General features: G+C 65.3%; 20 protein-coding genes. 12 read left to right on the top strand and 8 right to left on the bottom strand.

Annotated elements, in window-relative coordinates; all coding sequences use genetic code 11:
• Positions 1–33 precede the first annotated feature (33 nt).
• Together AB0O58_RS07930 and AB0O58_RS07925 are read right to left on the bottom strand one after the other, a co-directional pair.
• Complete coding sequence (locus AB0O58_RS07930) at positions 34–1,176, bottom strand: lycopene cyclase family protein (RefSeq protein WP_366238090.1); 1,143 nt, start codon at positions 1,174–1,176, stop codon at positions 34–36.
• Positions 1,173–1,961, bottom strand: coding sequence for an SDR family oxidoreductase (locus tag AB0O58_RS07925; protein ID WP_045841762.1), 789 nt, complete (start codon positions 1,959–1,961; stop codon positions 1,173–1,175). The genes AB0O58_RS07930 and AB0O58_RS07925 overlap by 4 nt, the downstream gene beginning before the upstream one ends.
• A gap of 156 nt (positions 1,962–2,117) precedes the next feature.
• On the opposite strand from AB0O58_RS07925, the gene AB0O58_RS07920 reads away from it, so the two are divergent.
• Entirely contained in the window at positions 2,118–3,749 is a 1,632-nt protein-coding gene (locus AB0O58_RS07920; RefSeq protein ID WP_027497030.1) for an ABC-F family ATP-binding cassette domain-containing protein, read from the top strand.
• On the opposite strand, the gene AB0O58_RS07915 is transcribed toward AB0O58_RS07920, so the two are convergent.
• Both AB0O58_RS07915 and AB0O58_RS07910 read right to left on the bottom strand, forming a co-directional pair.
• Positions 3,737–4,318: a TetR/AcrR family transcriptional regulator gene (locus AB0O58_RS07915; RefSeq protein WP_027497031.1), complete on the bottom strand. Its 582-nt coding sequence runs from the start codon at positions 4,316–4,318 to the stop codon at positions 3,737–3,739. The two genes, AB0O58_RS07920 and AB0O58_RS07915, sit on opposite strands and share 13 nt — an antisense overlap.
• 117 nt (positions 4,319–4,435) lie before the next feature.
• Entirely contained in the window at positions 4,436–7,246 is a 2,811-nt protein-coding gene (locus tag AB0O58_RS07910) for an aconitate hydratase (protein WP_027497032.1), read from the bottom strand.
• A 347-nt stretch (positions 7,247–7,593) separates the two neighbouring features.
• Here AB0O58_RS07910 and AB0O58_RS07905 point away from each other — a divergent pair, with 347 nt between their 5' ends.
• The 8 genes from AB0O58_RS07905 (at position 7,594) to AB0O58_RS07870 (ending at position 16,510) form a co-directional block, all read left to right on the top strand.
• Positions 7,594–8,136 (top strand): DUF6676 family protein, encoded by a 543-nt coding sequence (locus AB0O58_RS07905; RefSeq protein ID WP_057474701.1) that lies wholly within the window; start codon positions 7,594–7,596, stop codon positions 8,134–8,136.
• A gap of 526 nt (positions 8,137–8,662) precedes the next feature.
• On the top strand, positions 8,663–10,090 hold the full coding sequence (locus AB0O58_RS07900; RefSeq protein ID WP_366238121.1) for an NlpC/P60 family protein: 1,428 nt from the start codon (positions 8,663–8,665) through the stop codon (positions 10,088–10,090).
• Positions 10,091–10,356: 266 nt separating this feature from the next.
• Entirely contained in the window at positions 10,357–11,676 is a 1,320-nt protein-coding gene (locus AB0O58_RS07895; protein WP_032391432.1) for a MoxR family ATPase, read from the top strand.
• Positions 11,673–12,659 carry a DUF58 domain-containing protein gene (locus AB0O58_RS07890; RefSeq protein ID WP_032388402.1) on the top strand — a complete coding sequence of 329 codons (987 nt, stop codon included), beginning with the start codon at positions 11,673–11,675 and terminating at the stop codon, positions 12,657–12,659. Before AB0O58_RS07895 ends, AB0O58_RS07890 begins: the two co-directional genes overlap by 4 nt.
• Positions 12,656–13,654: a VWA domain-containing protein gene (locus AB0O58_RS07885; protein ID WP_027497035.1), complete on the top strand. Its 999-nt coding sequence runs from the start codon at positions 12,656–12,658 to the stop codon at positions 13,652–13,654. Before AB0O58_RS07890 ends, AB0O58_RS07885 begins: the two co-directional genes overlap by 4 nt.
• A 66-nt stretch (positions 13,655–13,720) precedes the next feature.
• Positions 13,721–14,443: a 3-oxoacyl-ACP reductase FabG1 gene (gene fabG1 / locus AB0O58_RS07880; RefSeq protein ID WP_032365773.1), complete on the top strand. Its 723-nt coding sequence runs from the start codon at positions 13,721–13,723 to the stop codon at positions 14,441–14,443.
• Positions 14,444–14,503: 60 nt separating this feature from the next.
• Entirely contained in the window at positions 14,504–15,328 is an 825-nt protein-coding gene (inhA, locus tag AB0O58_RS07875) for an NADH-dependent enoyl-ACP reductase InhA (RefSeq protein WP_027497037.1), read from the top strand.
• 102 nt (positions 15,329–15,430) lie between these two features.
• Positions 15,431–16,510 (top strand): ferrochelatase, encoded by a 1,080-nt coding sequence (locus AB0O58_RS07870; protein ID WP_366238089.1) that lies wholly within the window; start codon positions 15,431–15,433, stop codon positions 16,508–16,510.
• An 83-nt stretch (positions 16,511–16,593) separates the two neighbouring features.
• Here AB0O58_RS07870 and AB0O58_RS07865 read toward each other — a convergent pair whose 3' ends face one another.
• Positions 16,594–17,427, bottom strand: a complete 834-nt coding sequence (locus AB0O58_RS07865) for a hypothetical protein (RefSeq protein WP_027497039.1) — start codon at positions 17,425–17,427, stop codon at positions 16,594–16,596.
• 76 nt (positions 17,428–17,503) lie between these two features.
• Here AB0O58_RS07865 and AB0O58_RS07860 point away from each other — a divergent pair, with 76 nt between their 5' ends.
• From AB0O58_RS07860 to AB0O58_RS07850, 3 genes are read left to right on the top strand one after another with little or no spacing between them, the layout of a single operon-like run.
• The gene (locus AB0O58_RS07860) at positions 17,504–18,310 is read left to right on the top strand and encodes a DUF3097 domain-containing protein (RefSeq protein WP_032365846.1); all 807 of its coding nucleotides are present in this window, start codon (positions 17,504–17,506) and stop codon (positions 18,308–18,310) included.
• A gap of 56 nt (positions 18,311–18,366) precedes the next feature.
• Positions 18,367–18,798 (top strand): NfeD family protein, encoded by a 432-nt coding sequence (locus tag AB0O58_RS07855; protein ID WP_027497041.1) that lies wholly within the window; start codon positions 18,367–18,369, stop codon positions 18,796–18,798.
• A gap of 5 nt (positions 18,799–18,803) precedes the next feature.
• Positions 18,804–19,988: an SPFH domain-containing protein gene (locus AB0O58_RS07850; RefSeq protein WP_366238088.1), complete on the top strand. Its 1,185-nt coding sequence runs from the start codon at positions 18,804–18,806 to the stop codon at positions 19,986–19,988.
• Here AB0O58_RS07850 and AB0O58_RS07845 read toward each other — a convergent pair whose 3' ends face one another.
• From AB0O58_RS07845 to AB0O58_RS07835, 3 genes are read right to left on the bottom strand one after another with little or no spacing between them, the layout of a single operon-like run.
• Entirely contained in the window at positions 19,989–20,498 is a 510-nt protein-coding gene (locus AB0O58_RS07845) for a hypothetical protein (RefSeq protein WP_094715397.1), read from the bottom strand.
• Positions 20,495–21,094: a hypothetical protein gene (locus tag AB0O58_RS07840; RefSeq protein WP_206497537.1), complete on the bottom strand. Its 600-nt coding sequence runs from the start codon at positions 21,092–21,094 to the stop codon at positions 20,495–20,497. Before AB0O58_RS07840 ends, AB0O58_RS07845 begins: the two co-directional genes overlap by 4 nt.
• Positions 21,095–21,125: 31 nt before the next feature.
• On the bottom strand, positions 21,126–21,842 hold the full coding sequence (locus tag AB0O58_RS07835; RefSeq protein ID WP_032400764.1) for a TVP38/TMEM64 family protein: 717 nt from the start codon (positions 21,840–21,842) through the stop codon (positions 21,126–21,128).
• Positions 21,843–21,961: the final 119 nt, after the last annotated feature.

The following is a 21,961-nucleotide window of genomic DNA, read 5'->3' as shown; positions in this document are numbered from 1 at the left end:
CGGGCGCCTGTGTGTCGACCGTTGCCGAGAAACTCAGCCGCGTCTCGGAGCGTGGACGACGGTGCGCGCGATGGCGAGCCTGGCCGAGACCGGAAGCGTAGGGAACATTCTCAGCATTGCGGTCATGGTCCCCATGGCGTCGTCGTGACCGGACAGGTACGAGCGTTGGAGTTCGACCGGCAGCGAGAAGAAGCTGGCGAAGAACTGCGGCACCATCTCCGGCTCGAGGCTCAACGCAGTGCGCAGCCCCAGATTGCGTAGCTTCTGCACCGTCCAGGTGTGGAGTGCACGTCGGCTCCCCGGCTTGCCGGTGCGAAGTCCGTCGACCAGGTGATCGGCAGACGCCAACGACGCGGCGACGCTGTATCCCGTCGCCGGATGCATCAGATTCGACCGCGACCCGAACAAGACGGGCCCGCTTCGTGGGGTGTGCAGCCGTGAGCGCGGCGGAGGTTCGACCGAAAAGCGCACCCGCTCGATGTCCTCGGTCCCGGTCGGCACGAGATCGCGTCGGGCGAGACGATGATGCAGACGAGTCCGGAGTACATCGAGGTGGAGGGCAGGCCTGCCGACCAGGCACGTTTCTTCGAGCAGAACGCGGTGGTCGTCGAGTGCGACGGCATAGAGAAAACTCGGAACGTCACCGGGTCGTACCCCGTTGTCGGTACGCCAATCCATGAACCAGGCGTCGGAGCCTTCCAGAATGGGCTCGGCGCGTTCCCGCTCGACGACGATTCCGTATGCGGTTTGTTGCGCCAGATCGCGCGAGTCGAGCGTTCCTCGCGCATCGACGACGTGGCGAGCCGTGACGACCGTCCCGTCGACGGTGGTGACGCGGGTGCCGGTGACGTCGACTGCGGTGCCCGCGTGCACTCGTACGAGGTCGAGAGCCAGCGAGGCTTGCAGGGCATGGGTGTCGAGCACGCAGTACGTCCGGTCGATGACGCGATGCCGATCGGTCCACACTGCGGGCCTGTGTGCAGTCGAGGCGATTGCGGACTCCGAGAGCCATGACGGCAATTCGTCCGCCCATGCCGAGTAGGTCGGCGTCCAGGTTCTGGACGGGTGCGGATCGAGTGCGAGAACGTCCATACCCGCGGCCGCGCAGCGGTGGGCGATCGCGCGACCCGCCGGTCCCAGCCCGACCACGGCGACGTCGGCCGACAGGTTGCTCACATTCCGCCGGTGGCGAGCAGGCCACCGTCGACGCGCACCGTCTCGCCGGTGATCCACGAGGACGCGTCCGAGACCAGGAACGCGACGAGCGATGCCACGTCCTCGGGGGTACCGAGTCGCTTCATCGGGTAGCCGGCCGCTGCTGCTTCTTCACCGCCGGCGAACAACGCCTCGGCGAACTTGGTCTTCACCACGCCCGGCGCCACCGCGTTGACGCGGATCTTCGGACCGAGCTGCCATGCCAGCTCCTCGGTGAGCCGAATCAACGCAGCTTTGGATGCGCCGTACGCGGCAATGACTCCGGTGGAGCGGATGCCTGCGACGCTGGCGATGTTGACGACCGCACCGCCGTGCTCTCCCATCCACGCATGGAACGCGTTCTGCACGAAGCCGAGCGTGCCGACGACGTTGGTGTCGAAGATCTTGCTGACACCGACGAGGTCGGCATCCATCAGCGAGCCGTAGACGGGGTTGATACCGGTGTTGTTGACCAGGATGTCCAGCGAACCGAAGGTCTCGACGGTGCGGTCCACTGCGGTGCGCCGGTGTTCCGGGTCGCCCGCGTTACCGTCCAGCGCGAGTACGGAGTCGCCGAGTTCCGCCGCGACGGCCAGCAACGGTTCCCGCTTACGCGCAGTGATGGCCACGTTGGCACCGCGCGCGAGCAGTTCTGCGGCGATCGCGCGGCCGATGCCTCGACTACCCCCGGTGACCAGTGCGGTCCGTCCGGTGAGGTCGAGGGGCAGGGCTGGGCGGGCAGTGGCCGTTTCGGTGACGTCGGTCATCGCTCAGACGTTACCGGGGTCACCTGCGTTCCTGGGTGGAGGCACGTGAATGCTGAGCTAAAATGGGGGTTTGCTGTGCCGACCTACGGCGCTTTCATTGCTCGCTCGTCGGTCGACGAGCACTCATCTTGTTCGGCAATCGCTAGGAGCTCACGCGTGATCACCGCCACCGACCTCGAAGTTCGTGCCGGTGTGCGGACCCTTCTGTCCACCGAGGGGCCCGCGCTCCGCGTGCAGGCAGGTGACCGCATCGGGCTGGTCGGCCGCAACGGTGCCGGAAAGACCACCACGCTGCGCATCCTGGCGGGCGAGGGCGAACCGTATGCCGGCGAGGTTGTACGCACCGGAGATCTCGGCTACCTCCCGCAGGATCCCAAAGAGGGCGACCTGGACGTGCTGGCCAAGGACCGGGTGCTGTCGGCCCGCGGGCTGGACACCCTCCTGCACAGTATGGAGAAGCAGCAGGCTCTGATGGCCGAGGTTGCCGACGAGACATTGCTCGACAAAGCCGTCCGTAAGTACGGCGAGCTGGAAGAGCGGTTCGCGTCCCTCGGCGGCTACGAAGCCGAGAGCGAAGCGGCTCGCATCTGCAACAGCCTCGGCTTGGCCGATCGCATCCTCGGTCAACCGCTGCGGACCCTGTCCGGCGGTCAACGTCGACGCGTCGAACTCGCTCGCATTCTGTTCGCCGCGTCCGACGGCAGTGGCGGACGCTCGAACACCACATTGCTGCTCGACGAGCCCACCAACCACCTCGACGCCGATTCCATCACCTGGTTGCGCAGTTTCCTGCAGAACCACGAGGGCGGACTCATCGTGATCAGTCACGATGTCGAACTGCTCGGTGATGTCGTGAACAGGGTGTGGTTCCTCGATGCAGTGCGCGGTGAGGCCGACATCTACAACATGAACTGGAAGAAGTACCTCGACGCACGCGCCACGGACGAGCAACGGCGCCGTCGCGAACGCGCGAACGCGGAGAAGAAGGCGGGTGCGCTGCGCGTCCAGGCCGCCAAGATGGGTGCCAAGGCAACCAAAGCCGTTGCGGCACAGAACATGGCGAAGCGCGCAGACAAGCTGATGGCCAACCTCGATGCGGAGCGCGTATCGGACAAGGTTGCGCACATTCGCTTCCCTGAGCCTGCTCCCTGCGGCAAGACACCGTTGATGGCCAAGAACCTGACCAAGATGTACGGGTCGCTGGAGATCTTTGCCGGCGTCGATCTGGCGATCGACCGGGGGAGCCGCGTGGTGGTGCTCGGGCTCAACGGTGCCGGTAAGACGACACTGCTGCGCATTCTGGCCGGAACCGAGAAGGCAGACACCGGAGAGATCGAACCCGGCCACGGCATGCGCGTGGGTTACTTCGCCCAGGAGCACGACACCCTCGACGACATGGCGTCGGTGTGGGAGAACATCCGGCATGCGGCACCCGACACCGGCGAGCAGGAGCTCAGATCGCTACTCGGTGCCTTCATGTTCACCGGACCCCAGCTCGAGCAGCCGGCAGGAACACTGTCCGGCGGTGAGAAGACGCGTCTGGCGCTGGCCGGACTGGTGTCTTCGGCTGCGAACGTGCTGCTGCTCGACGAACCGACCAACAACCTCGATCCGATCTCACGTGAGCAGGTTCTCGACGCACTGCGCAGTTACAAAGGTGCTGTCGTGCTGGTGACTCACGATCCGGGTGCCGCCGAGGCGCTCTCACCAGAACGTGTCATCCTCCTTCCCGACGGCACCGAGGACCACTGGTCGCAGGACTACCTGGAACTGATTCAGCTGGCCTGACCAGGGTCGCGCCTGCGCACCGATTCTTCGACCAGATCCAGAATGGCCGACAGGTTCGACCCGCCGTTGCCCGACGCGATTCTGGCGACCAGACCGTCGAGAACGAGGTCCAGGTAGTCGGCCAGAACATCGTTCGGCACGTCGTCCCGTAGTTTTCCTGCCGTCTTCTGGCGCTCGAGTCGGCCGAGCGTCGCATCGGTCAGTTCGGCCGAACGCTCCGCCCAGCTGGTTCGGAAGTCGGCGTCGGTTCGTAGTCGTCGGGTGATCTCGAGCCGCGTTCCGAGCCACTCGAACTGCTCCGGCTGAGCCAGCATGTCTCGCATCACCTGAACCAGACCCTGCGTCGCAGCGACTTCTGCCATGCGCCGGGCGTCCTCCTGCGCCAACGCGAGGAAGAGACCGTCCTTGTCCTTGAAGTGGTGGAAGATGGCTCCGCGGGAGAGGCCCGTCGCCTCCTCGAGGCGTCGCACGGTCGCGCCCTCGTAGCCGAACTCTCCGAAGCATTTACGCGCGCCGTCGAGAATTTCGCTGCGGCGGGCCGCCAGGTGGTCTTCACTGACCTTGGGCACGTGTGAAACTCCTACTTTCCGATGAAGGGGCCCGTACCGATACGGCGATGGGCCCGAAACACGTATCGAGTTCCGGGCCCATCGCTGTGCGTGGCGTCTGTCTACAGTGCCGTGTGACTAGCCTCTGATCATGTTGCGCAGGACGTACTGCAGGATTCCGCCGTTGCGGTAGTAGTCCGCTTCACCGGGGGTATCGATACGGACCACGGCGTCGAACTCGACCTTGGTTCCGTCTTCCTTGGTCGCGGTCACCGCCATCGTCTTCGGGGTGGTGCCCTCGTTCAGCTTCTCGACGCCGATGATGTCGAACGTCTCGGTGCCGTCGAGCTTGAGCGACGCTGCGCTCTCGCCTGCCGGGAACTGCAGCGGAACGACGCCCATGCCGATGAGGTTGGAGCGGTGGATGCGCTCGAACGACTCGGTGATGACCGCCTTGACGCCCAGGAGCGAGGTGCCCTTGGCCGCCCAGTCACGGGAGCTTCCGGAGCCGTACTCCTTGCCGCCCAGCACGACCAGCGGGATGCCGGCCTTCTGGTAGTTCTGCGACGCATCGTAGATGAACGACTGCGGGCCACCGTCCTGGGTGAAGTCGCGGGTGTAGCCACCCGAGACGTCGTCGAGCAGCTGGTTCTTCAGACGGATGTTCGCGAACGTTCCGCGAATCATGACCTCGTGGTTGCCGCGACGCGATCCGAGCGAGTTGTAATCCTTGCGCTCCACGCCGTGCGAATCGAGGTACTGAGCGGCAGGCGTACCGGCCTTGATGGGTCCTGCCGGGCTGATGTGGTCGGTGGTGACCGAATCGCCGAGCAGGGCCAGCACGCGGGCACCCTTGATGTCCTCGACCGGAGCCGGGTCCATCGTCATGCCGTCGAAGTACGGAGGCTTCCGCACGTACGTCGAGTTGGGATCCCACTCGAACGTGTCGCCCTCGGGGGTCGACAGGTTCTGCCAGCGGCTGTCACCGGCGAAGATCGTCTCGTAGGACTTGCTGAACATGTCCCGGCTGATCGAGGACTTGATCGTGTCCTCGATCTCCTGCGACGACGGCCAGATGTCCTTGAGGTACACCGGGTTGCCCTCGTGGTCGTTACCGAGCGCGTCGGTCTCGAAGTCGAAGTCCATCGTGCCCGCGAGGCCGTAAGCGATGACCAGCGGCGGAGACGCCAGGTAGTTCATCTTGACGTCGGGGGAGATGCGACCCTCGAAGTTGCGGTTGCCCGACAGCACAGCGGTCACCGAAAGATCGTTGTCGTTGATCGCCTTCGAGATCGGCTCGAGCAACGGGCCCGTGTTACCGATGCACGTGGTGCAGCCGTAGCCACCCAGGAAGTAGCCGAGCTTCTCGAGGTACGGCCACAGGCCGGCCTTCTCGTAGTAGTCGGTCACGACCTGCGAACCGGGTGCCATGTTGGTCTTGACCCACGGCTTGGTGGACAGACCCTTTTCGACGGCGTTGCGAGCGAGCAGTGCTGCGCCCAGCATGACCGACGGGTTGGAGGTGTTGGTGCAGGAGGTGATACCTGCCACCACGACGGCGCCATGGTCGAGAACGAATTCGCCTGCTTCGTCGGTGATGACACGAACCGGCTTGCTCGGGCGACCTTCGGAGCCGTATGCGGCGGACCGCACGTCGACTGCATCGTCTTCCGCGAAGCTCAGCGACGCGGGATCGCTGGCCGGGAACGACTCGTTGAGGGCCTCGTCCAGCTTGCTGTCACCCTCGTGCGCCGGGTGGTTCTCCTCCACGTAGTTGTGGATGTCCTTGCGGAACGCAACCTTGGACTCCGACAACAGGATTCGGTCCTGCGGGCGCTTCGGGCCTGCGATGGACGGGACGACCGTGTTGAGGTCGAGCTCGATGTACTCGGAGTACACGGCTTCGTTCTTCGGGTCGTGCCACATGCCCTGTTCCTTGGCGTACGCCTCGACGAGAGCGAGCTGCTCGTCGCTGCGGCCGGTGAGGCGCAGGTAGTTGATCGTCTCTTCGTCGATCGGGAAAATGGCTGCGGTGGAGCCGAATTCGGGGCTCATGTTGCCGAGGGTGGCGCGGTTGGCGAGGGGAACCTCGGCCACACCTTCGCCGTAGAACTCCACGAACTTTCCGACGACGCCGTGCTTGCGCAGCATCTCGGTGGCGGTCAGAACGACGTCGGTGGCCGTGACGCCCGGCTGAATCTCGCCCGAGAGCTTGAAGCCGACGACACGCGGGATCAGCATCGACACGGGCTGGCCGAGCATGGCAGCTTCGGCTTCGATTCCGCCGACGCCCCAGCCGAGCACGCCGAGGCCGTTGACCATCGTCGTGTGCGAGTCGGTTCCGACGCAGGTGTCGGGGTACGCCTGGCCCTTGCGGGTCATGACGGTCGGTGCGAGGTACTCGATGTTGACCTGGTGCACGATGCCCATGCCGGGCGGGACGACCTTGAAGTCGTCGAAGGCGCCCTGGCCCCAACGCAGGAACTGGTAACGCTCGCCGTTGCGCTCGTACTCGAGGTCGACGTTGCGCTCGAGTGCATCGGCGCGGCCGAACACGTCGAGGATGACCGAGTGGTCGATGACCATGTCGGCGGGGGAGAGGGGGTTGACCTTGTTGGGGTCGCCGCCGAGGGTGGTCACGGCCTCACGCATGGTGGCGAGGTCCACGACACACGGAACGCCGGTGAAGTCCTGCATGATGACTCGTGCAGGGGTGAACTGGATTTCGATACTCGGGTCGGCCGAGGGATCCCACGACGCGATCGAGCGAATATGGTCGGCGGTGATGTTGGCACCGTCCTCGGTGCGAAGGAGGTTCTCCGCGAGGACCTTCAGTGCATAGGGCAGTTTCTCGGCACCGGGCAAGGCCGACAGCCGAAAGATCTCGTACGAGTTCTCTCCGACTTCGAGGGTGCCCTTTGCACCGAATGAATTGTTACTTGCGGTCACTTCAGCTCCACTCGTCTATGAGGCACACCGCCGACGGGGCTGTGTCGACGGTTGAAGCGAGGCGCTGACCGTGTGTCTCGGCATGGCATCCGGCGTGCGGATTGCTTGCGGACCCTCGGGCAGTGTCTCGATGGAAGTCTAACAGTACGCTTGTCCTGTGAAAACGTGCGGGTCCGTTTCGCGGTGGACACCGAGAGAACGACCCACGTCACAATCCTCACGTAGTGCTTCGTGCGACGCAATGAAGGGCGGCCTCAGTTGCCGCGTCGGGCATACCTGCCTCCCGAGAATCCACGGCACCGTGACGTAGGGTTCCACGCGACTGGTTCCTACCGACTGGACGAGAGATGACTGAGCCGATCCACGCTGTTTCCCCACTTGCCACCGATATCCCGGCAGGTCTGGACGTCGACAGCATCGTCGCCACGGTCCGCGAGTCGGGAGTCAGCGCTCCTGCGGGCGAGCAGGACGGACTGACGGCCGCCGTGAACCGAGCCGAGGACCACGGAATCGATCTGAGCATCGTGATCGTCCCCGACGAACCGCGCCACGATTCGCAGCTACGCGACCTCGCCACTGCGGTCGGTGCCCGCGAGGGCGGAACGGTGTTGGTGCTGAGCCCGGGGCAGGTCGGAACCTTCAGCGACTCGATCAGCCGAGTGACACTCGAAGCCGGGCAGGATCGCACCTACACCGGAAATCACGTCGTCGCCGCCGACAACTTCGTCGACACCCTCGTCGAGGACCAGACTCCGTGGGGCTTGCTGACGGGTGGGCTGGTGGTGATCGTCGCCGCGGTAGCCGCGTTGACAGCCGCTGTGAAGGTCCGGCGATACCGCGCGCGGTCGGCCACTGCCGACCCGCACGAAGCGCAGCCCGTCGAGCGCTGACGTAGCGCGCACATTCGTCATTCGACCGACCGACACCGACGCGTGATCGCGCCACCGGACGGCGGTCCGGAAAAAGTCCGAAAAATTGTTTCGGGCAAACACCGAGTTCACGGCATTGTGCCTGGTGGAATTACAAATGTGTCATTTGTGACTGGAGTTTCTTTAGTGTGCGAAGTGTCGTACGGTGCCATTGGCACTGCTGGGGAAGGAGTGTCGCAGAAGGCAGGTGTCATCCGTGGGGAACTCGGGAGGCCACTGCTTCGGGTGTGACTGACGTGGTTCGCACCTGTCGTGTCGCTGCGCGCCACTTTCCCGCCCGGCGAACATGTTCACCGTCACCTGCGATCGGGGTGGGAACGGGGAACGCCTCGACGGCACGACGGTCCTCTCGGGACCCGAGTGAATGCCGGACCCGAGGGAGACATTTGTGAGCCGACGTCCAGTTCGCGGCACGCGCCGCAGAGCGCTCGTCCGTACCCGATTCGTACTGGCAGGTGCCGGTCTGGTTCTCGCGCTGACCGCGACCATGCCCGGAGTCGCCGCCGCGGTACCGCCACCCCCGCCCAACCCGTCCGATACCGACATCGCCGCGGCCGGCAGCGCCGTCGACTCACGCCTGGGGCAGGTCGGACAGCTGATCGACGCGATCGCATCCGCCAACCAGCAACTCGCACAGCTCGACGACGAGGTTGCCGTGAAGCGAGAAGGCGTCAACAAAGCCCTGGTCGACCTGCAGAACGCCCGGGACGCCGCTGACGTGGCCGCAGCAGTCGTGGGAGCAGCGCAGCAGGCGCTCGCCGATGCAGGCACACAGATTCAGGCAGCCCAGCGCAAGTTCGACGAATTCGCCAAATCGAGCTACACCCAGGGCTCGGGCGTCGCCTCGATGGCGTCGTTCCTCGGTTCGAGCGGACCGGACGACGTTCTCGACCGCGCCCAGGTCCTGAAGGTGCTGTCCAACAGCCAGAATGCCGTGCTCGACAGCCTCCAGCGGGCCCGGACCGAGCAGGCGAACCGGGACTCGGCCGCCCGCGAATCCAAGCAGCAGGCGGACGCGGCAGCGTCCGAAGCCGAATCGAAGAAAGCCGAGGCCGAGCAGGCCATCGCTGCAGCGCAGGCAGCGTTGCAAGCCGAGGCCGATCAGAAAGCCGCCATCGAGTCCCAGCGAGACGCCGCTCAGACCGAGCTCGACGCAGCCCGCAGCAATGTGGCCGGCCTCCAGGGTCAACGAGCCGCATACAGCGACTGGGAGGCGCAGAAGGCAGCAGAGGACGCAGCAATAGCAGCAGCCGCAGCTGCCGCTCGCGAGGCCGCGGTTCAGGCGGCGGCCCGGGTGTCGGCCAACCTGGCCGCACAACAGCGAGCCGCTGCGATCGCCGAGGGCCAACGCTCGCACGTCGATGTCGACGACGACTCGAGTTCGTTTACCGACTCCGACAGTTCGAGCGGAACCACGACTCCGACCCAGCCCACACCCAGCAAGCCCACACCCAGCAAGCCCAAGCCCTCGACCACACCGTCGGTCACGGGCAGTGCTGCCGTGGAATTGGCGATCGACCGCGGGATGAGCCAGCTCGGTGTTCCGTATTCCTGGGGCGGCGGCGACGAGAACGGGCCGACCAAGGGAATCCGAGACGGCGGAGTCGCAGACAGTTACGGCGACTACAACAAGGTCGGCTTCGACTGCTCCGGCCTCATGATCTACGCATTCGCAGGTCTGGGCATCTCTCTGCCCCACTACACCGGCTACCAGTACACGGCAGGCAAGCAGGTTCCGTCGTCGCAGATGAAGCGTGGCGACATGATCTTCTACGGACCGAACGCCAGTCAGCACGTCGCGCTCTACCTCGGCGACGGGAAGATGCTCGAGGCTCCGCAATCCGGATCGGTGGTCAAGGTCTCCGACGTCAGATACAGCGGTATGACGCCGTACGCCGTGCGCATGGTGTCCTGAGCTCGCTGTCGCTCCCGAGGTCGCTGTTCGGTACTTCTGCGTCGTTCCGCAGGCTCCACTCCGGCGCGCGGGTCAGGGGTGGGTTTCGGCGCGCGCGAGCATCACCTGGAATAGTTGATCTCGGCGGTATGGAACGTGCCCGACGATGATCGACTGAAAGCGGTGAATTCTTGGTGACATCACGTGACGGCCGGATTTCGAACGACGAGGAGCCGACACAGATCGGGTCTTCGAGTCCGAATCCGCAGGGTGGGGAGCCGGAGCGGGTGGACAGTCCCGATCTCGCCGACGACGTTCGGCTTCTCGAGAAGGCCGTGTACGAGGTCAAAAGGGTGATCGTCGGTCAGGATCGTCTGGTCGAGCGCATTCTGGTCGGCTTGTTGGCCCGTGGGCACGTGCTGCTGGAAGGCGTTCCCGGCGTGGCGAAGACCCTCGCAGTGGAGACGTTCGCCCGCGTTGTCGGTGGCTCGTTCTCCCGCGTCCAGTTCACCCCGGACCTGGTACCCACCGACCTGGTCGGAACCCGCATCTACCGTCAGGGCCGCGAAGAGTTCGACACCGAACTCGGCCCGGTCGTCGCGAACTTCGTCCTTGCCGACGAGATCAACCGAGCACCGGCGAAGGTCCAGTCGGCGCTGCTCGAAGTCATGGCCGAGCGGCACGTGACCATCGGTGGCAGGACGTTCCCCATGCCCGATCCGTTCCTGGTGATGGCGACGCAGAACCCCATCGAGAACGAAGGCGTGTACCCGCTCCCGGAAGCCCAGCGCGACCGCTTCCTGTTCAAAATCGTCGTCGACTATCCGACGGTGGAAGAAGAACGCGAGATCGTCTACCGCATGGGGATCAAGGCCCCCGAGCCCAAGCAGATACTCGACCCTGTCGAGTTGGTCCGTCTGCAGAACCTGGCCAGTTCGGTGTTCGTGCACCACGCGCTCGTCGACTACGTGGTTCGGGTCATCGCCGCCACCCGCACGCCCGAACAGTTCGGGTTGGACGATGTCGGCAGCTGGATCGCATACGGGGCCTCCCCGCGTGCGACCCTCGGCATCATCGCTGCGTCCCGCGCCCTCGCCCTGCTGCGAGGCCGCGACTACGTCGTTCCTCAGGACGTGCTCGAGGTGATTCCCGACGTGCTCCGGCATCGGCTGGTGCTCTCCTACGATGCCCTCGCCGACGAAGTGACGCCCGAGACCGTGATCTCCCGCATTCTGCAGACCGTCGGACTACCGCAGGTGTCGCCGCAGGCGGTTCCGATGTCGCAGGACAACGGCACCGCACCCGGTCAGCCCTTCGGTGGTCAACAGGGCACACCGCAGTTCCCGGGAGCGGGGCCGCAGTATCCGGCTCAGGGACCGTATCCGGCCCAGGGGCAGTACCCGGGGCAGGGACAGAATCCGGGGCAGGGACAGAGCCCGACCCAGGGGCAGTACCCGGGTCAGCCGCAGTTCCCCGGGCAAGGGCCCGGCTCGGCACCCCAGCCCGGACCCGAGCAGCGCCCACCGGGCGGTCCGGCCGGCGAACCCGCTCCGTCGCTGCACAAGCCGTCGGGTGATGCATCGTCGACCGGTTCGCCGGGTCAGTGAGCGCAGCCGACAGTGCCGGCCGAGGTGCGGTCTCACGTCCGCCGTCGTTTCGGTCCGGCGAACTGCGTGATCCGAAGTTGGCCGCTGCGCTGCGCACGCTCGAGATAACGGTGCGGAGGCGTCTCGACGGCGTTCTACACGGCGACCACCTCGGCCTGATACCCGGCCCGGGATCCGAACCGGGGGACGCGCGCGAGTATCAGCCCGGTGACGACGTTCGGCAGATGGACTGGTCGGTCACTGCCCGGACGACACACCCACACGTGCGGCAGTCGGTGGCCGATCGCGAACTGGAAACGTGGCTTGTCGTCGATCTGTCGGCCAGCCTCGACTTCGGAACCGCGGGGTGCGAGAAGCGCGATCTCGCGGTCGCGGCCTCGGCTGCCATCACCCACCTGACCGGCGGCGGTGGTAATCGCATCGGAGCTGTCGTGGCCACCGGCGCGACGACGACGCGAATCCCGGCGCGCGGTGGGCGGGTACACAGCCAGTCGATGCTGCGGACGATCGCTACGACACCGTCCGCCGCGGATGGCGTCCGAGGAGATCTTCGCGATGCCGTCGAGGCGCTGCGGCGTCCCGAACGCCGTCGCGGTCTGGCCGTGGTGATCAGCGACTTCCTCGGCCCGATCGACTGGGAGCGATCACTGCGGGCGATCTCTGCCAGACACGACGTACTGGCCGTCGAGGTACTCGATCCGCGAGACCTCGAACTTCCGGATGTGGGAGACGTGGTTCTGCACGACCCGGAGTCCGGCCGCACTCGGGAGTTCGCCGCGACGCCCAGGCTCCGCGCCGACTTCGCGCGAGCAGCCGCAGCACACCGCGACGACGTGGAGAAAGCGTTGCGCCGATGCGGGGCACCGCGTTTGACTCTGCGCACCGACGGTGACTGGATCGCCGATGTCGTCCGCTTCGTCACTGCTCGCAGGCACACCATCGGCTCCGGTTTCACCAATACCGCGAGGGCAGGTTCGCGATGAGCCTCACCGATTTCTCTGCGCCGTGGTGGCTTGCGTTTCTCGTCGTCGTCCTCGCCCTGACGGCGGGGTACGTCTGGATTCAACGCCGCAAGCAGAAGCACGTGCTGCGTTTCTCCAACATGGAGTTGCTCGAGTCGGTCGCGCCGAACCGGCCCAATCGTCTGCGTCATCTCCCGACCGCACTGGTACTGGTCGGGCTGATGTTCCTGACCGTCGCGTTGGCAGGCCCCACTGCCGATCAACGTGTTCCACGCAACCGCGCGACGGTCATGCTCGTCATCGATGTGTCGCTGTCCATGGAAGCGACGGACGTCGAACCCACTCGGCTGGCTGCGGCCCAAGAAGCAGCGAAGTCGTTCGCCGATGGCCTCACACCCGGCATCAACCTCGGTCTCGTCGCATTCGCCGGCACTGCCTCGGTATTGGTCTCACCCACGGCCAACCGCGACGCCACCAAGTCGGCAATCGACAAACTGCAGCTCAGCGAGCGTACGGCCACCGGTGAAGCAATCTTCACCTCGCTGCAGTCGATCGACACTCTCGGCGCGATCCTCGGGGGTGGCGACGCGGCACCGCCGGCCCGCATCGTGCTGCTCTCCGACGGTAAGCAAACCGTTCCCCAGAACCTCGACGATCCACGAGGCGGCTACACCGCAGCGCGCGCAGCCAAGGACAAGGGAGTGCCGATCTCGACGATCTCGTTCGGCACCAGCTACGGGTCGGTCGAGATCGAAGACGAAGGTGGAGGCGGGGTCGAGCGCGTGCCCGTTCCGGTCGACGACCCGTCGTTGCGCGAGATCGCGACTCTGTCCGGAGGGAGTTTCTTCACGGCTTCCTCGCTCGAGGGCCTCCGAGACGTCTACGACACCCTGGAGGAGCAGATCGGCTTCGAGATCACCCGCGGGGACGCATCGCGACCCTGGTTGATCCTCGGTGTCCTGTGCATCTCCGCCGGGCTCGGTTCGGCGTTGGTGATGCGGCAACGATTGCCGTGATCGCTGTTATTACTCACCAGTAAGTTTCGCTTTGTCATTCCAGGACGAACAGATAGGTTGCTAGGCATGTCCACACCTGACTTCATCGCGCGATCGGTACTCGTCACCGGAGGTAACCGGGGTATCGGTCTGGCCATCGCCCAACGGCTCAGTGCCGACGGGCACAAGGTGGCCGTCACCCACCGCGGATCCGGGGCACCCGACGGATTGCTCGGGGTCGTCTGCGACGTCACCGACTCCGATTCGGTCGACGCGGCCTTCAAGGAGGTCGAGGAGAAGCACGGACCCGTCGAGGTACTCGTCGCCAACGCGGGCATCACCGACGACACCCTGCTGATGCGTATGACCGAGGAGCAGTTCCAGCGGGTCATCGATGCGAACCTGACCGGAGCCTTCCGAGTCGCCAAGCGCGCCAACCGGGCCATGCTGCGCGCGCGCTGGGGTCGGATGATCTTCCTCAGTTCCGTTGTCGCGATGGCCGGCGGGCCGGGGCAGATCAATTACGCGGCGTCCAAGGCCGGAGTCATCGGCATGGCCCGGTCGATCACGAGGGAGTTGGGTTCGCGGTCCATCACGGCGAACGTCGTCTCACCGGGATTCATCGAAACCGACATGACCGCAGAGTTGTCGGACGACTTGCGCGGCAAGGCGAAGGAATACATTCCACTTCAGCGTCTCGGTCAGCCCGAGGACGTTGCAGCAGTCGTGAGTTTCCTTGCGGGTCCGGACTCGTCGTACGTGTCCGGTGCTGTCATTCCCGTCGACGGCGGCATGGGCATGGGGCACTGAGAAACCCTCTCGCACAACGATTTCGATAGATACTCACCTCCGAATTAAGGACGTAGCATTATGGGCGGATTGCTCGAAGGCAAGACCATTCTCATCACCGGCATCATCACCGACGCGTCGATCGCGTTCCACGCCGCGGCCATGGCGCAGGAGCAGGGTGCCAAGGTGATCATCACCGGGTTCGATCGGCTGCGGCTCATCGACCGCATCGCGCAGCGGCTGCCCAAGGAGGTGCCCCCGGCGATCGAGCTCGACGCCACCAACGAGGAGCACCTCGCCGCGCTGGCGGACCGAATTCGTGAAGTAGCGCCGGAGGGTATCGACGGAGTTCTGCACTCCATCGCATTCGCACCTCGCACCCTGATGGGCCCGGATGCCAAGCCGTTCCTCGACGGCCCCGGCCCCGACGCGGCGAGGGCATTCGAGATCTCGGCGTGGAGCTACGCATCTCTCGCGCGTGCCGTGCTCCCGGTCATGAACGAGGGTGGCTCGATCGTCGGAATGGACTTCGATCCGCGGACGTCGATGCCGTACTACAACTGGATGGGCGTGGCCAAGGCTGCTCTCGAGTCGGTGAATCGTTACGTGGCACGGGAAGTGGGCGCAGCCAAGCGTATCCGCTCCAATCTCGTTGCAGCAGGACCGATCAGGACTCTTGCCGCCAAGGCGATTGCGGGCACCGCGACCGGCGATGCGGCCAAGATGGACCAGCTGAACGTGTACTGGGACGGCGCCGCTCCCATTGGATGGGACGTCAACGATCCGACCGTCGTCGCCAAGTCGATCGTCGCGTTGCTGTCGGATTGGCTGCCCGGAACCACCGGGTCGATCGTGTACGTCGACGGCGGAGCGAGCCACAACACGTACCTGCCCGAAAACATGTGACACGTCGGTGAGCGGAGTCCGACGTGGGCTCGCTCACCGTAGGTTTCGTCGACCGATTGTGCCCCTGCCGCAGCCCTGCTGCGACAGGGGCACAATGGATTCATGACCACCCCTGGAGATTTCGACGCACTGTTGGTGCTCTCGTTCGGCGGACCGGAAAAGCCCGCCGACGTTCGCCCGTTTCTCGAGAACGTCACTCGCGGACGTGGTGTGCCGCCCGAGCGTCTCGACGCCGTCGTCGAGCACTACATGCACTTCGGTGGCGTGTCACCGATCAACGAACTCAATCGCGACATCATCGCCGCACTGCAGGCCGAGTTCGATTCGGCCGGAATCGAATTGCCGATCTACTTCGGTAATCGCAATTGGCATCCGATGGTCGAGGACACCGTTGCGACGATGAAGGCGGACGGCGTCCGCTCCGCGCTCGTCTTCCCGACTTCCGCGTGGGGCGGGTATTCCGGGTGCAGGCAGTACCACGAGGACATCGCCAGGGCCCGTGCATCGGTGGGGGACGACGCCCCGCATTTGCTCAAGATCCGTCAGTACTACGACCACCCGTTGATGGTCGAGGCGTTCGCCGAGGCCGTCGATGCCGCGCGCAGGTCTCTGCCAGAGGAGCATCGGGCAGGAGCGCGGCTGGTGTTCACTGCGCATTCCATTCCGTCGGCAGCCGACGCCAATGCAGGCCCACCCGCGGATGGTGGCCATCTGTACAGCCGGCAGGTTGCGGAGGCGTCGCGTCTGGTCGCGGCCGCATCCGGCAGCACCGAATACGATCTGGTGTGGCAGTCTCGTTCCGGACCACCGCAGGTTCCGTGGCTCGACCCCGACATCTGCGATCATCTCGAAGCACTGTCCGAGAAGTCCGTCGACGCGGTGATCGTGTGCCCGATCGGTTTCGTGTCCGACCACCTCGAAGTGGTGTGGGATCTCGACACCGAAGCCGAGGAGAAGGCCCGTGAACTCGGGATGGCGTTCGCTCGCGCGGGTACGCCCGGTTCCGATGCTCGATTCCCGAAGATGATCAGGGAGCTGGTGGACGAGTATCGCGTCGGCGGGACGTGCCGAGGACTCGGCAGCGTTCCCGGCTACGGATCCACCCTCGACGGCAATCGATGTGCCGTCGGATGTTGCGAGCAGCCGACGCGTCCATCGCGGACTGCGACGGCACCTGCCTGACTGGCGGCTCCTGCCTGACGGGTGGCCTCTTGCCTGTCTCGCGGCCCAGCCCCGACAGGACCGCTACGTGTCGGTCCTGTCGGTCATCGGGCCGACTGCATCGAGGCACCGATGCTCGTCGCCACGGCGATGGTCCGGGCCGTGCGCACGGCGGCCCACAGCGGCCGGACGAGTTCTTCTCGGGCGGCCGCTGCGGCAGCAGTCGGTGCCTCCGAGGGAGCCGATCCGGCGGCGACGGTGAGGATGGCCGCGACCCGATCGGCCGATTCGAGCACTCGGAAGGCGCGTTCGGACATCTCGGGGGGATAGCGGTGCCGTGCAGCGTCGGCGATCAGCTCGGCGATGCGAGTGCGCGGGTCGGCCTCGAGAGTGCGGGTGGGGAGCGATTGCATCTGTGCGAGTGCATCCGCCGCGCCGCGCACGGCCTCGCGCATCTCGTACTCGGCCTCACCGAGACCTCGATCTCGGTGGGCGTGAGAGGGAACGTCGATCGAATACACGGTCCAGCGCAGCACGTCGGGGCCCTCGACGACGGGTACCACCCCGATTCCGGCGGAGCCCGGGGTACCGATCATCACCGCCTGCTCGGCACCGATCGCTGCACGAGAGAATTCTGTCCGGGCCGGCAGTTCGGCCACCGCACCCGCTGCGGGCAGCACCAGACGTATCCGTTCCTCCCCGGCTGCGGGTGAGGGTCCTGCGTTCGCGGCGGTTCGGACCGCGGCGAGCGCCCCGGCGATGCCCTCTGCGTAGCCCGGAAAGCGCAGCCCGTACGTCGTTGCTGCTTCGTTGTCACCGGCACCGACCAGATGCATCGGTGCCCACTCGGACATCGCGTCGATGACGTCGTCCGGCGAACCGGCACCGGCCAGCCAGGAACCGGCCCACAGGGCAAGACTTGCACTCGGAGAACACACGACTCACGAGCATAGGTCGGCGTGGCGAACCGTGCTCGGGACGCCGGTATCGCTAGCGTTGGTCGCCGTGAACGACATGTACGGCGGAGACATTCTCAAAGGGCACAGTCGCATGCGGAAGGTTCCGGCACCGGAGGTGCCGGCCGAGCGCGGCATGGTGGTCGAGGACGCAGGTTCGGGTTATTGCGGTGCTGTGGTCGGCTTCGAGCGCACATACGACGGAGATTTCGTCCGACTCGAGGACGGCGCCCGAACGACGCGACTGTTCGCCCTGCGCGAGGCCGCATTTCTGATCGACGGCCGCCGGGTGACGCTGGTCCGCCCGAAGCCCGCGACCGCGGCCAAACCGACCAGATCGGCGTCCGGATCCACCAAGGTCGAGGGCCTGCGAGCCCGGACGGCTCGTGCCAGCCGTATCTGGGTCGAGGGTGTGCACGACGCGGCCCTGGTGGAAAGCGTGTGGGGACACGACCTTCGAGTGGAGGGCGTGGTCGTCGAACATCTCGAGGGCCTGGACAATCTGGGGGAGCGGTTGGCCGATTTCGGCCCCGGCCCGGGCCGTCGCGTCGGGGTCCTGGTCGACCACCTGGTGACCGGGTCCAAGGAATCGAAGATGACCAGATCGTTGGGCGAACACGTTCTCGTCACCGGCCATCCGTTCATCGACGTGTGGGAGGCCGTCAAGCCGTCGGCGGTCGGCATTGCGGCGTGGCCGAAGATTCCGCGCGGTCAGGACTGGAAGACCGGAATCTGTCGAGAGCTGGGCTGGGGAACTCCGCAAGAAGGATGGCGGCGGGTGTACTCGTCGGTGTCGAGCTTCCGAGATCTGGAGGCTCCACTGATCGGTGCCGTCGAACAGTTGGTCGATTTCGTCACCGAGTAGCTGTTACGACCAGCTGATCCGTCGGCGGATGTCCGATTCGTGCCAGGATGGAGCTTGTGGCAGCGATCTTGTGGCTCATAGCGGCGGTTGTGCTTGCCGGTGCCGAAGCACTGACGGGGGACTTCTTCCTACTGATGATCGCCGGCGGTGCGCTCGGTACCGCCGGGGTGTCGGCGTTGACCGACTTCCCGGTATGGGCAGACGCAATCGTTTTCGGCGTGTTGTCGTTGGCGTTGGTTCTGGGTCTGCGTCCGATCTTGTTGCGGCGCTTCGCACATCCGCCGGACACCCCGATGGGGGTTGCGGCTCTCACCGGTAAGAGTGCAGTCGTGCTCGAACAGGTCACTGCGCACGAAGGCCAGATCAAACTCGGTGGCGAGGTGTGGACCGCGCGTCCGTTGGACGAGACAGAGGTCTACGCCCCCGGTACCACCGTGACCGTGATGGAAATCGACGGTGCCACCGCCGTCGTATGGAAGGGACCGTAAAGCCAGTGGAAGCACTCATAGCACTGGCCGTCATCGTTGCGTTCGTCGCCGTGTTGATGGCCAAGTCCATCTCGATCGTCCCGCAAGCCGAGGCAGCAGTGATCGAAAGACTCGGTCGGTACACGCGTACCGTGTCCGGTCAGCTCACGTTCCTCGTCCCGTTCGTCGATCGCATCCGTGCGAAAGTCGATCTGCGAGAACGGGTCGTCTCGTTCCCGCCGCAGCCGGTCATCACCAAGGACAACCTGACGGTGTCGATCGACACCGTCGTCTATTTTCAGGTGACCAATGCACAGTCGGCCGTGTACGAGATCAACAACTACATCGTCGGTGTCGAGCAGTTGACCACGACCACGCTGCGTAACGTCGTCGGCGGAATGACGTTGGAAGAGACTCTGACGTCCCGTGATTCGATCAACGGTCAGCTCCGAGTGGTGCTGGACGAGGCCACCGGTCGGTGGGGTCTTCGAGTCGCCCGCGTCGAGCTCAAGAGCATCGATCCGCCACCCTCGATTCAGGAATCGATGGAGAAGCAGATGAAGGCCGACCGCGAGAAGCGCGCGACCATTCTCACGGCCGAGGGGCACCGTGAATCGGCGATCAAGACAGCCGAGGGCGACAAGCAGAGCCGAATCCTCGCAGCCGAGGGCGGTAAGCAGGCGGCCATCCTCACTGCCGAGGGTGAGCGTCAGTCCAGAATTCTGCGGGCTCAGGGTGATCGCGCCGCGAAGTACCTCGAGGCTCAGGGGCAGGCGAAGGCCATCGAGAAGGTCTTCGGTGCCATCAAGGCCGGTAAGCCCACTCCAGAACTGTTGGCCTACCAGTACATGCAGACGTTGCCTCAGATGGCGCAGGGCGACGCGAACAAGGTGTGGATGATCCCGAGCGATTTCGGCGACGCTCTCAAAGGGTTCGCCAAGACCCTCGGAGCCCCAGGCGAGGACGGGGTGTTCCGATACGAGCCCAACGAGTCCGCGGGCAACGAGCCGAAGCCCGAGGACGACTCGGACGAGGTTGCGGAGTGGTTCGAGACAAAGACCGATCCGGCTGTCGCCGAAGCCGTCAAGGCCGCCGAGGCGGTGGCCCGTAAGCCGGTGGACACGTCGTTGGCCGCATCTCCGGAGCTGTCCAAGGGTCTGGATATCGGTGCCCTGTCGGCATCTCCCGAGGCAGAACCGGAAGCGCGCTGATCACGAATTGATCGCGAATCCCACGCCCGCTGCTGCCAGTGCCCACAGAACGCTGGCGAAGGTGCCGATGATGAACTGTTCGGAGGCGTGGGATTCGCGCAGTTCGGGGTAGCGCGCAAGTCCTTTGACCGCCAGTACGATGGCGATTCCCTCGGGCCAGCCGGTGAGAATGGATACCGCAACGGCAACACGTTCGAGAATTCCTATCGTCAACCCTCCACGCAGCGGCTCGACCGGCTCGTCGTCGGTCGAGTCGTTCTGTCGTCTGGCGACGCGAAAGACGCTCGGCACCACGGCGGTGCCGCCGACGGCGGCCACGGCAACGCTCAGGACGACTCCGACTGCATGACCGACGCCGTGTGCCGGCCCGGCGAGCGTGGCAAGCACAGCGGCTGCGGTGAGCAGAGTCGAGGCAGCCGCGGTGGGGACCCACAGCCTGACGCGGTCACCGGCCGGGACGAGGGCGACACCTGCCGTCAGAGCCAGTAGAACGAGGGCGACGACGATCATGACGTGTGGCTTCCTGTCGTGTTCGCCGCGTTCAACAACCTCGCGGCAAGGGTGCGGCCGGCGTTTTCGACGTGCCAGCCGGCGACGGAAAGTCGTTGCGACATAGCCTGTTTGCTGATGTCGAGCCTTTCGGCCGCGTCGGTCTGCGACATTCCCTCTGCCATGAGCGCAACCGCTTCTCGGCCCTGGTCCGAGCGACGAGCGACGAGTATGGCAACCAAGGTCGATGCGGTTTCGGCGTCCTCGGCCGCTTCCGGCTCGGGTCCGGTGACGGCGAGCGCAGCAGGCGCGTTCTTCGCTCTGGTGACGGCGTCTCGGGCAGCCTCGAATGCCTGGCCCCGGCCGGCGCGCGTCGTGTCGGGTAACGGAAGCTCGACCGAACCGACGCCGATTCCCACGCTCCAATGCGGCGTCGCCACCAGGTCGAGGGCGATCGCGACGACGGTTGCTGCGTCCTCGCAGACGGCCTGGACCTCGTCGCCTGCGGTGCGTTCGAACGGGCGGATCAGATCGAAATCTCGATAGCGGTCCAGTAGATCGGGCACGCGATCGATGTCGCGTCTGCTGCGACGCTGGTCGACGGTCATGACGAACATTCGACAAGGCTAGAGCGTTGATTGGATCAAGTCAAGCTTCCAGGCTTGATTGTCCCGAATCAAGGTTCTCACCCTGACGCCTGTTCTCCGGTGCCGACGCGGCCTCACGAGTCCGCGACAACCGCCAGTCGACGAACAACCCGCTCACGCCGATCGCAATGCAGATCCCGGACAGCACCAGCAGTGCGGGATGGGTCTGCCCGCCGATTGCTCCACCGATCACCACGATCCCGAGGGTGCCGGGCAGCATGCCGGCGGCAGTGGCCAGAGCGAAGGGTACGAGTCGAACCGCCGACACACCGCAGGCGTAGTTCACCAGAGAGAAAGGCACCGGGGCGATCAATCGCAGAGAGCCGACCGCGAGCCACCCTCGTCGGCGCAGGCTCTCGTCGACAGAGTCGAGAGCCGAATGCGACATCCGCGACGCCACGGCTTCTCGCCCGATCGCCCGAACCAACAGCAGGGCGAGGACAGCGCTGACCGTAGAGGCACCGATCGTCACCGCCAGACCGGTGAATGGCCCGAACAGCACTCCGGCGCTCAATGTGAACAGGGTTCTGGGAATGGGTGCAATGGTCACCAGTGCATGGACGGCGAAGAACACGAGCGGAAACGCAGGACCGACCGAGGTGCCCCACTGGCGCATCTGCTCGACGCTCGGATGCGGGGCGAACACCGCAACGACAGCCAGGACGACGATCACCGCCAGTAGCGCGATCAGACGAAGGTCGCGCAGGTGCCGGGTCACGAGAGGCAAGAGTACCGGCGTGAGATGACAGAACGGTTCGGGAGCGGAGCCTGCGGAGTGACCGAAAAGGGGCGGGAGCGGAGCCTGCGGCGTGGGTCACCGAACGTGAGGTGATCCTC

The organism is Rhodococcus sp. NPDC080181 (genome assembly GCF_040702225.1).
GTDB lineage: Bacteria > Actinomycetota > Actinomycetes > Mycobacteriales > Mycobacteriaceae > Rhodococcoides > Rhodococcoides fascians.
The sequence above is the reverse complement of the archived record's forward strand: the minus strand, read 5'-3'. Positions and strand labels throughout refer to the sequence as shown.

Coding starts and splice junctions, on each gene's coding strand:
- AB0O58_RS07925 (WP_045841762.1), bottom strand. CDS start 1,961: ATGACCGACGTCACCGAAACGGCCACTGCCCGCCCAGCCCTGCCCCTC.
- AB0O58_RS07905 (WP_057474701.1), top strand. CDS start 7,594: ATGACTGAGCCGATCCACGCTGTTTCCCCACTTGCCACCGATATCCCG.
- AB0O58_RS07900 (WP_366238121.1), top strand. CDS start 8,663: ATGCCCGGAGTCGCCGCCGCGGTACCGCCACCCCCGCCCAACCCGTCC.
- AB0O58_RS07885 (WP_027497035.1), top strand. CDS start 12,656: ATGAGCCTCACCGATTTCTCTGCGCCGTGGTGGCTTGCGTTTCTCGTC.
- fabG1 (WP_032365773.1), top strand. CDS start 13,721: ATGTCCACACCTGACTTCATCGCGCGATCGGTACTCGTCACCGGAGGT.
- inhA (WP_027497037.1), top strand. CDS start 14,504: ATGGGCGGATTGCTCGAAGGCAAGACCATTCTCATCACCGGCATCATC.
- AB0O58_RS07870 (WP_366238089.1), top strand. CDS start 15,431: ATGACCACCCCTGGAGATTTCGACGCACTGTTGGTGCTCTCGTTCGGC.
- AB0O58_RS07860 (WP_032365846.1), top strand. CDS start 17,504: ATGTACGGCGGAGACATTCTCAAAGGGCACAGTCGCATGCGGAAGGTT.
- AB0O58_RS07845 (WP_094715397.1), bottom strand. CDS start 20,498: ATGATCGTCGTCGCCCTCGTTCTACTGGCTCTGACGGCAGGTGTCGCC.
- AB0O58_RS07840 (WP_206497537.1), bottom strand. CDS start 21,094: ATGTTCGTCATGACCGTCGACCAGCGTCGCAGCAGACGCGACATCGAT.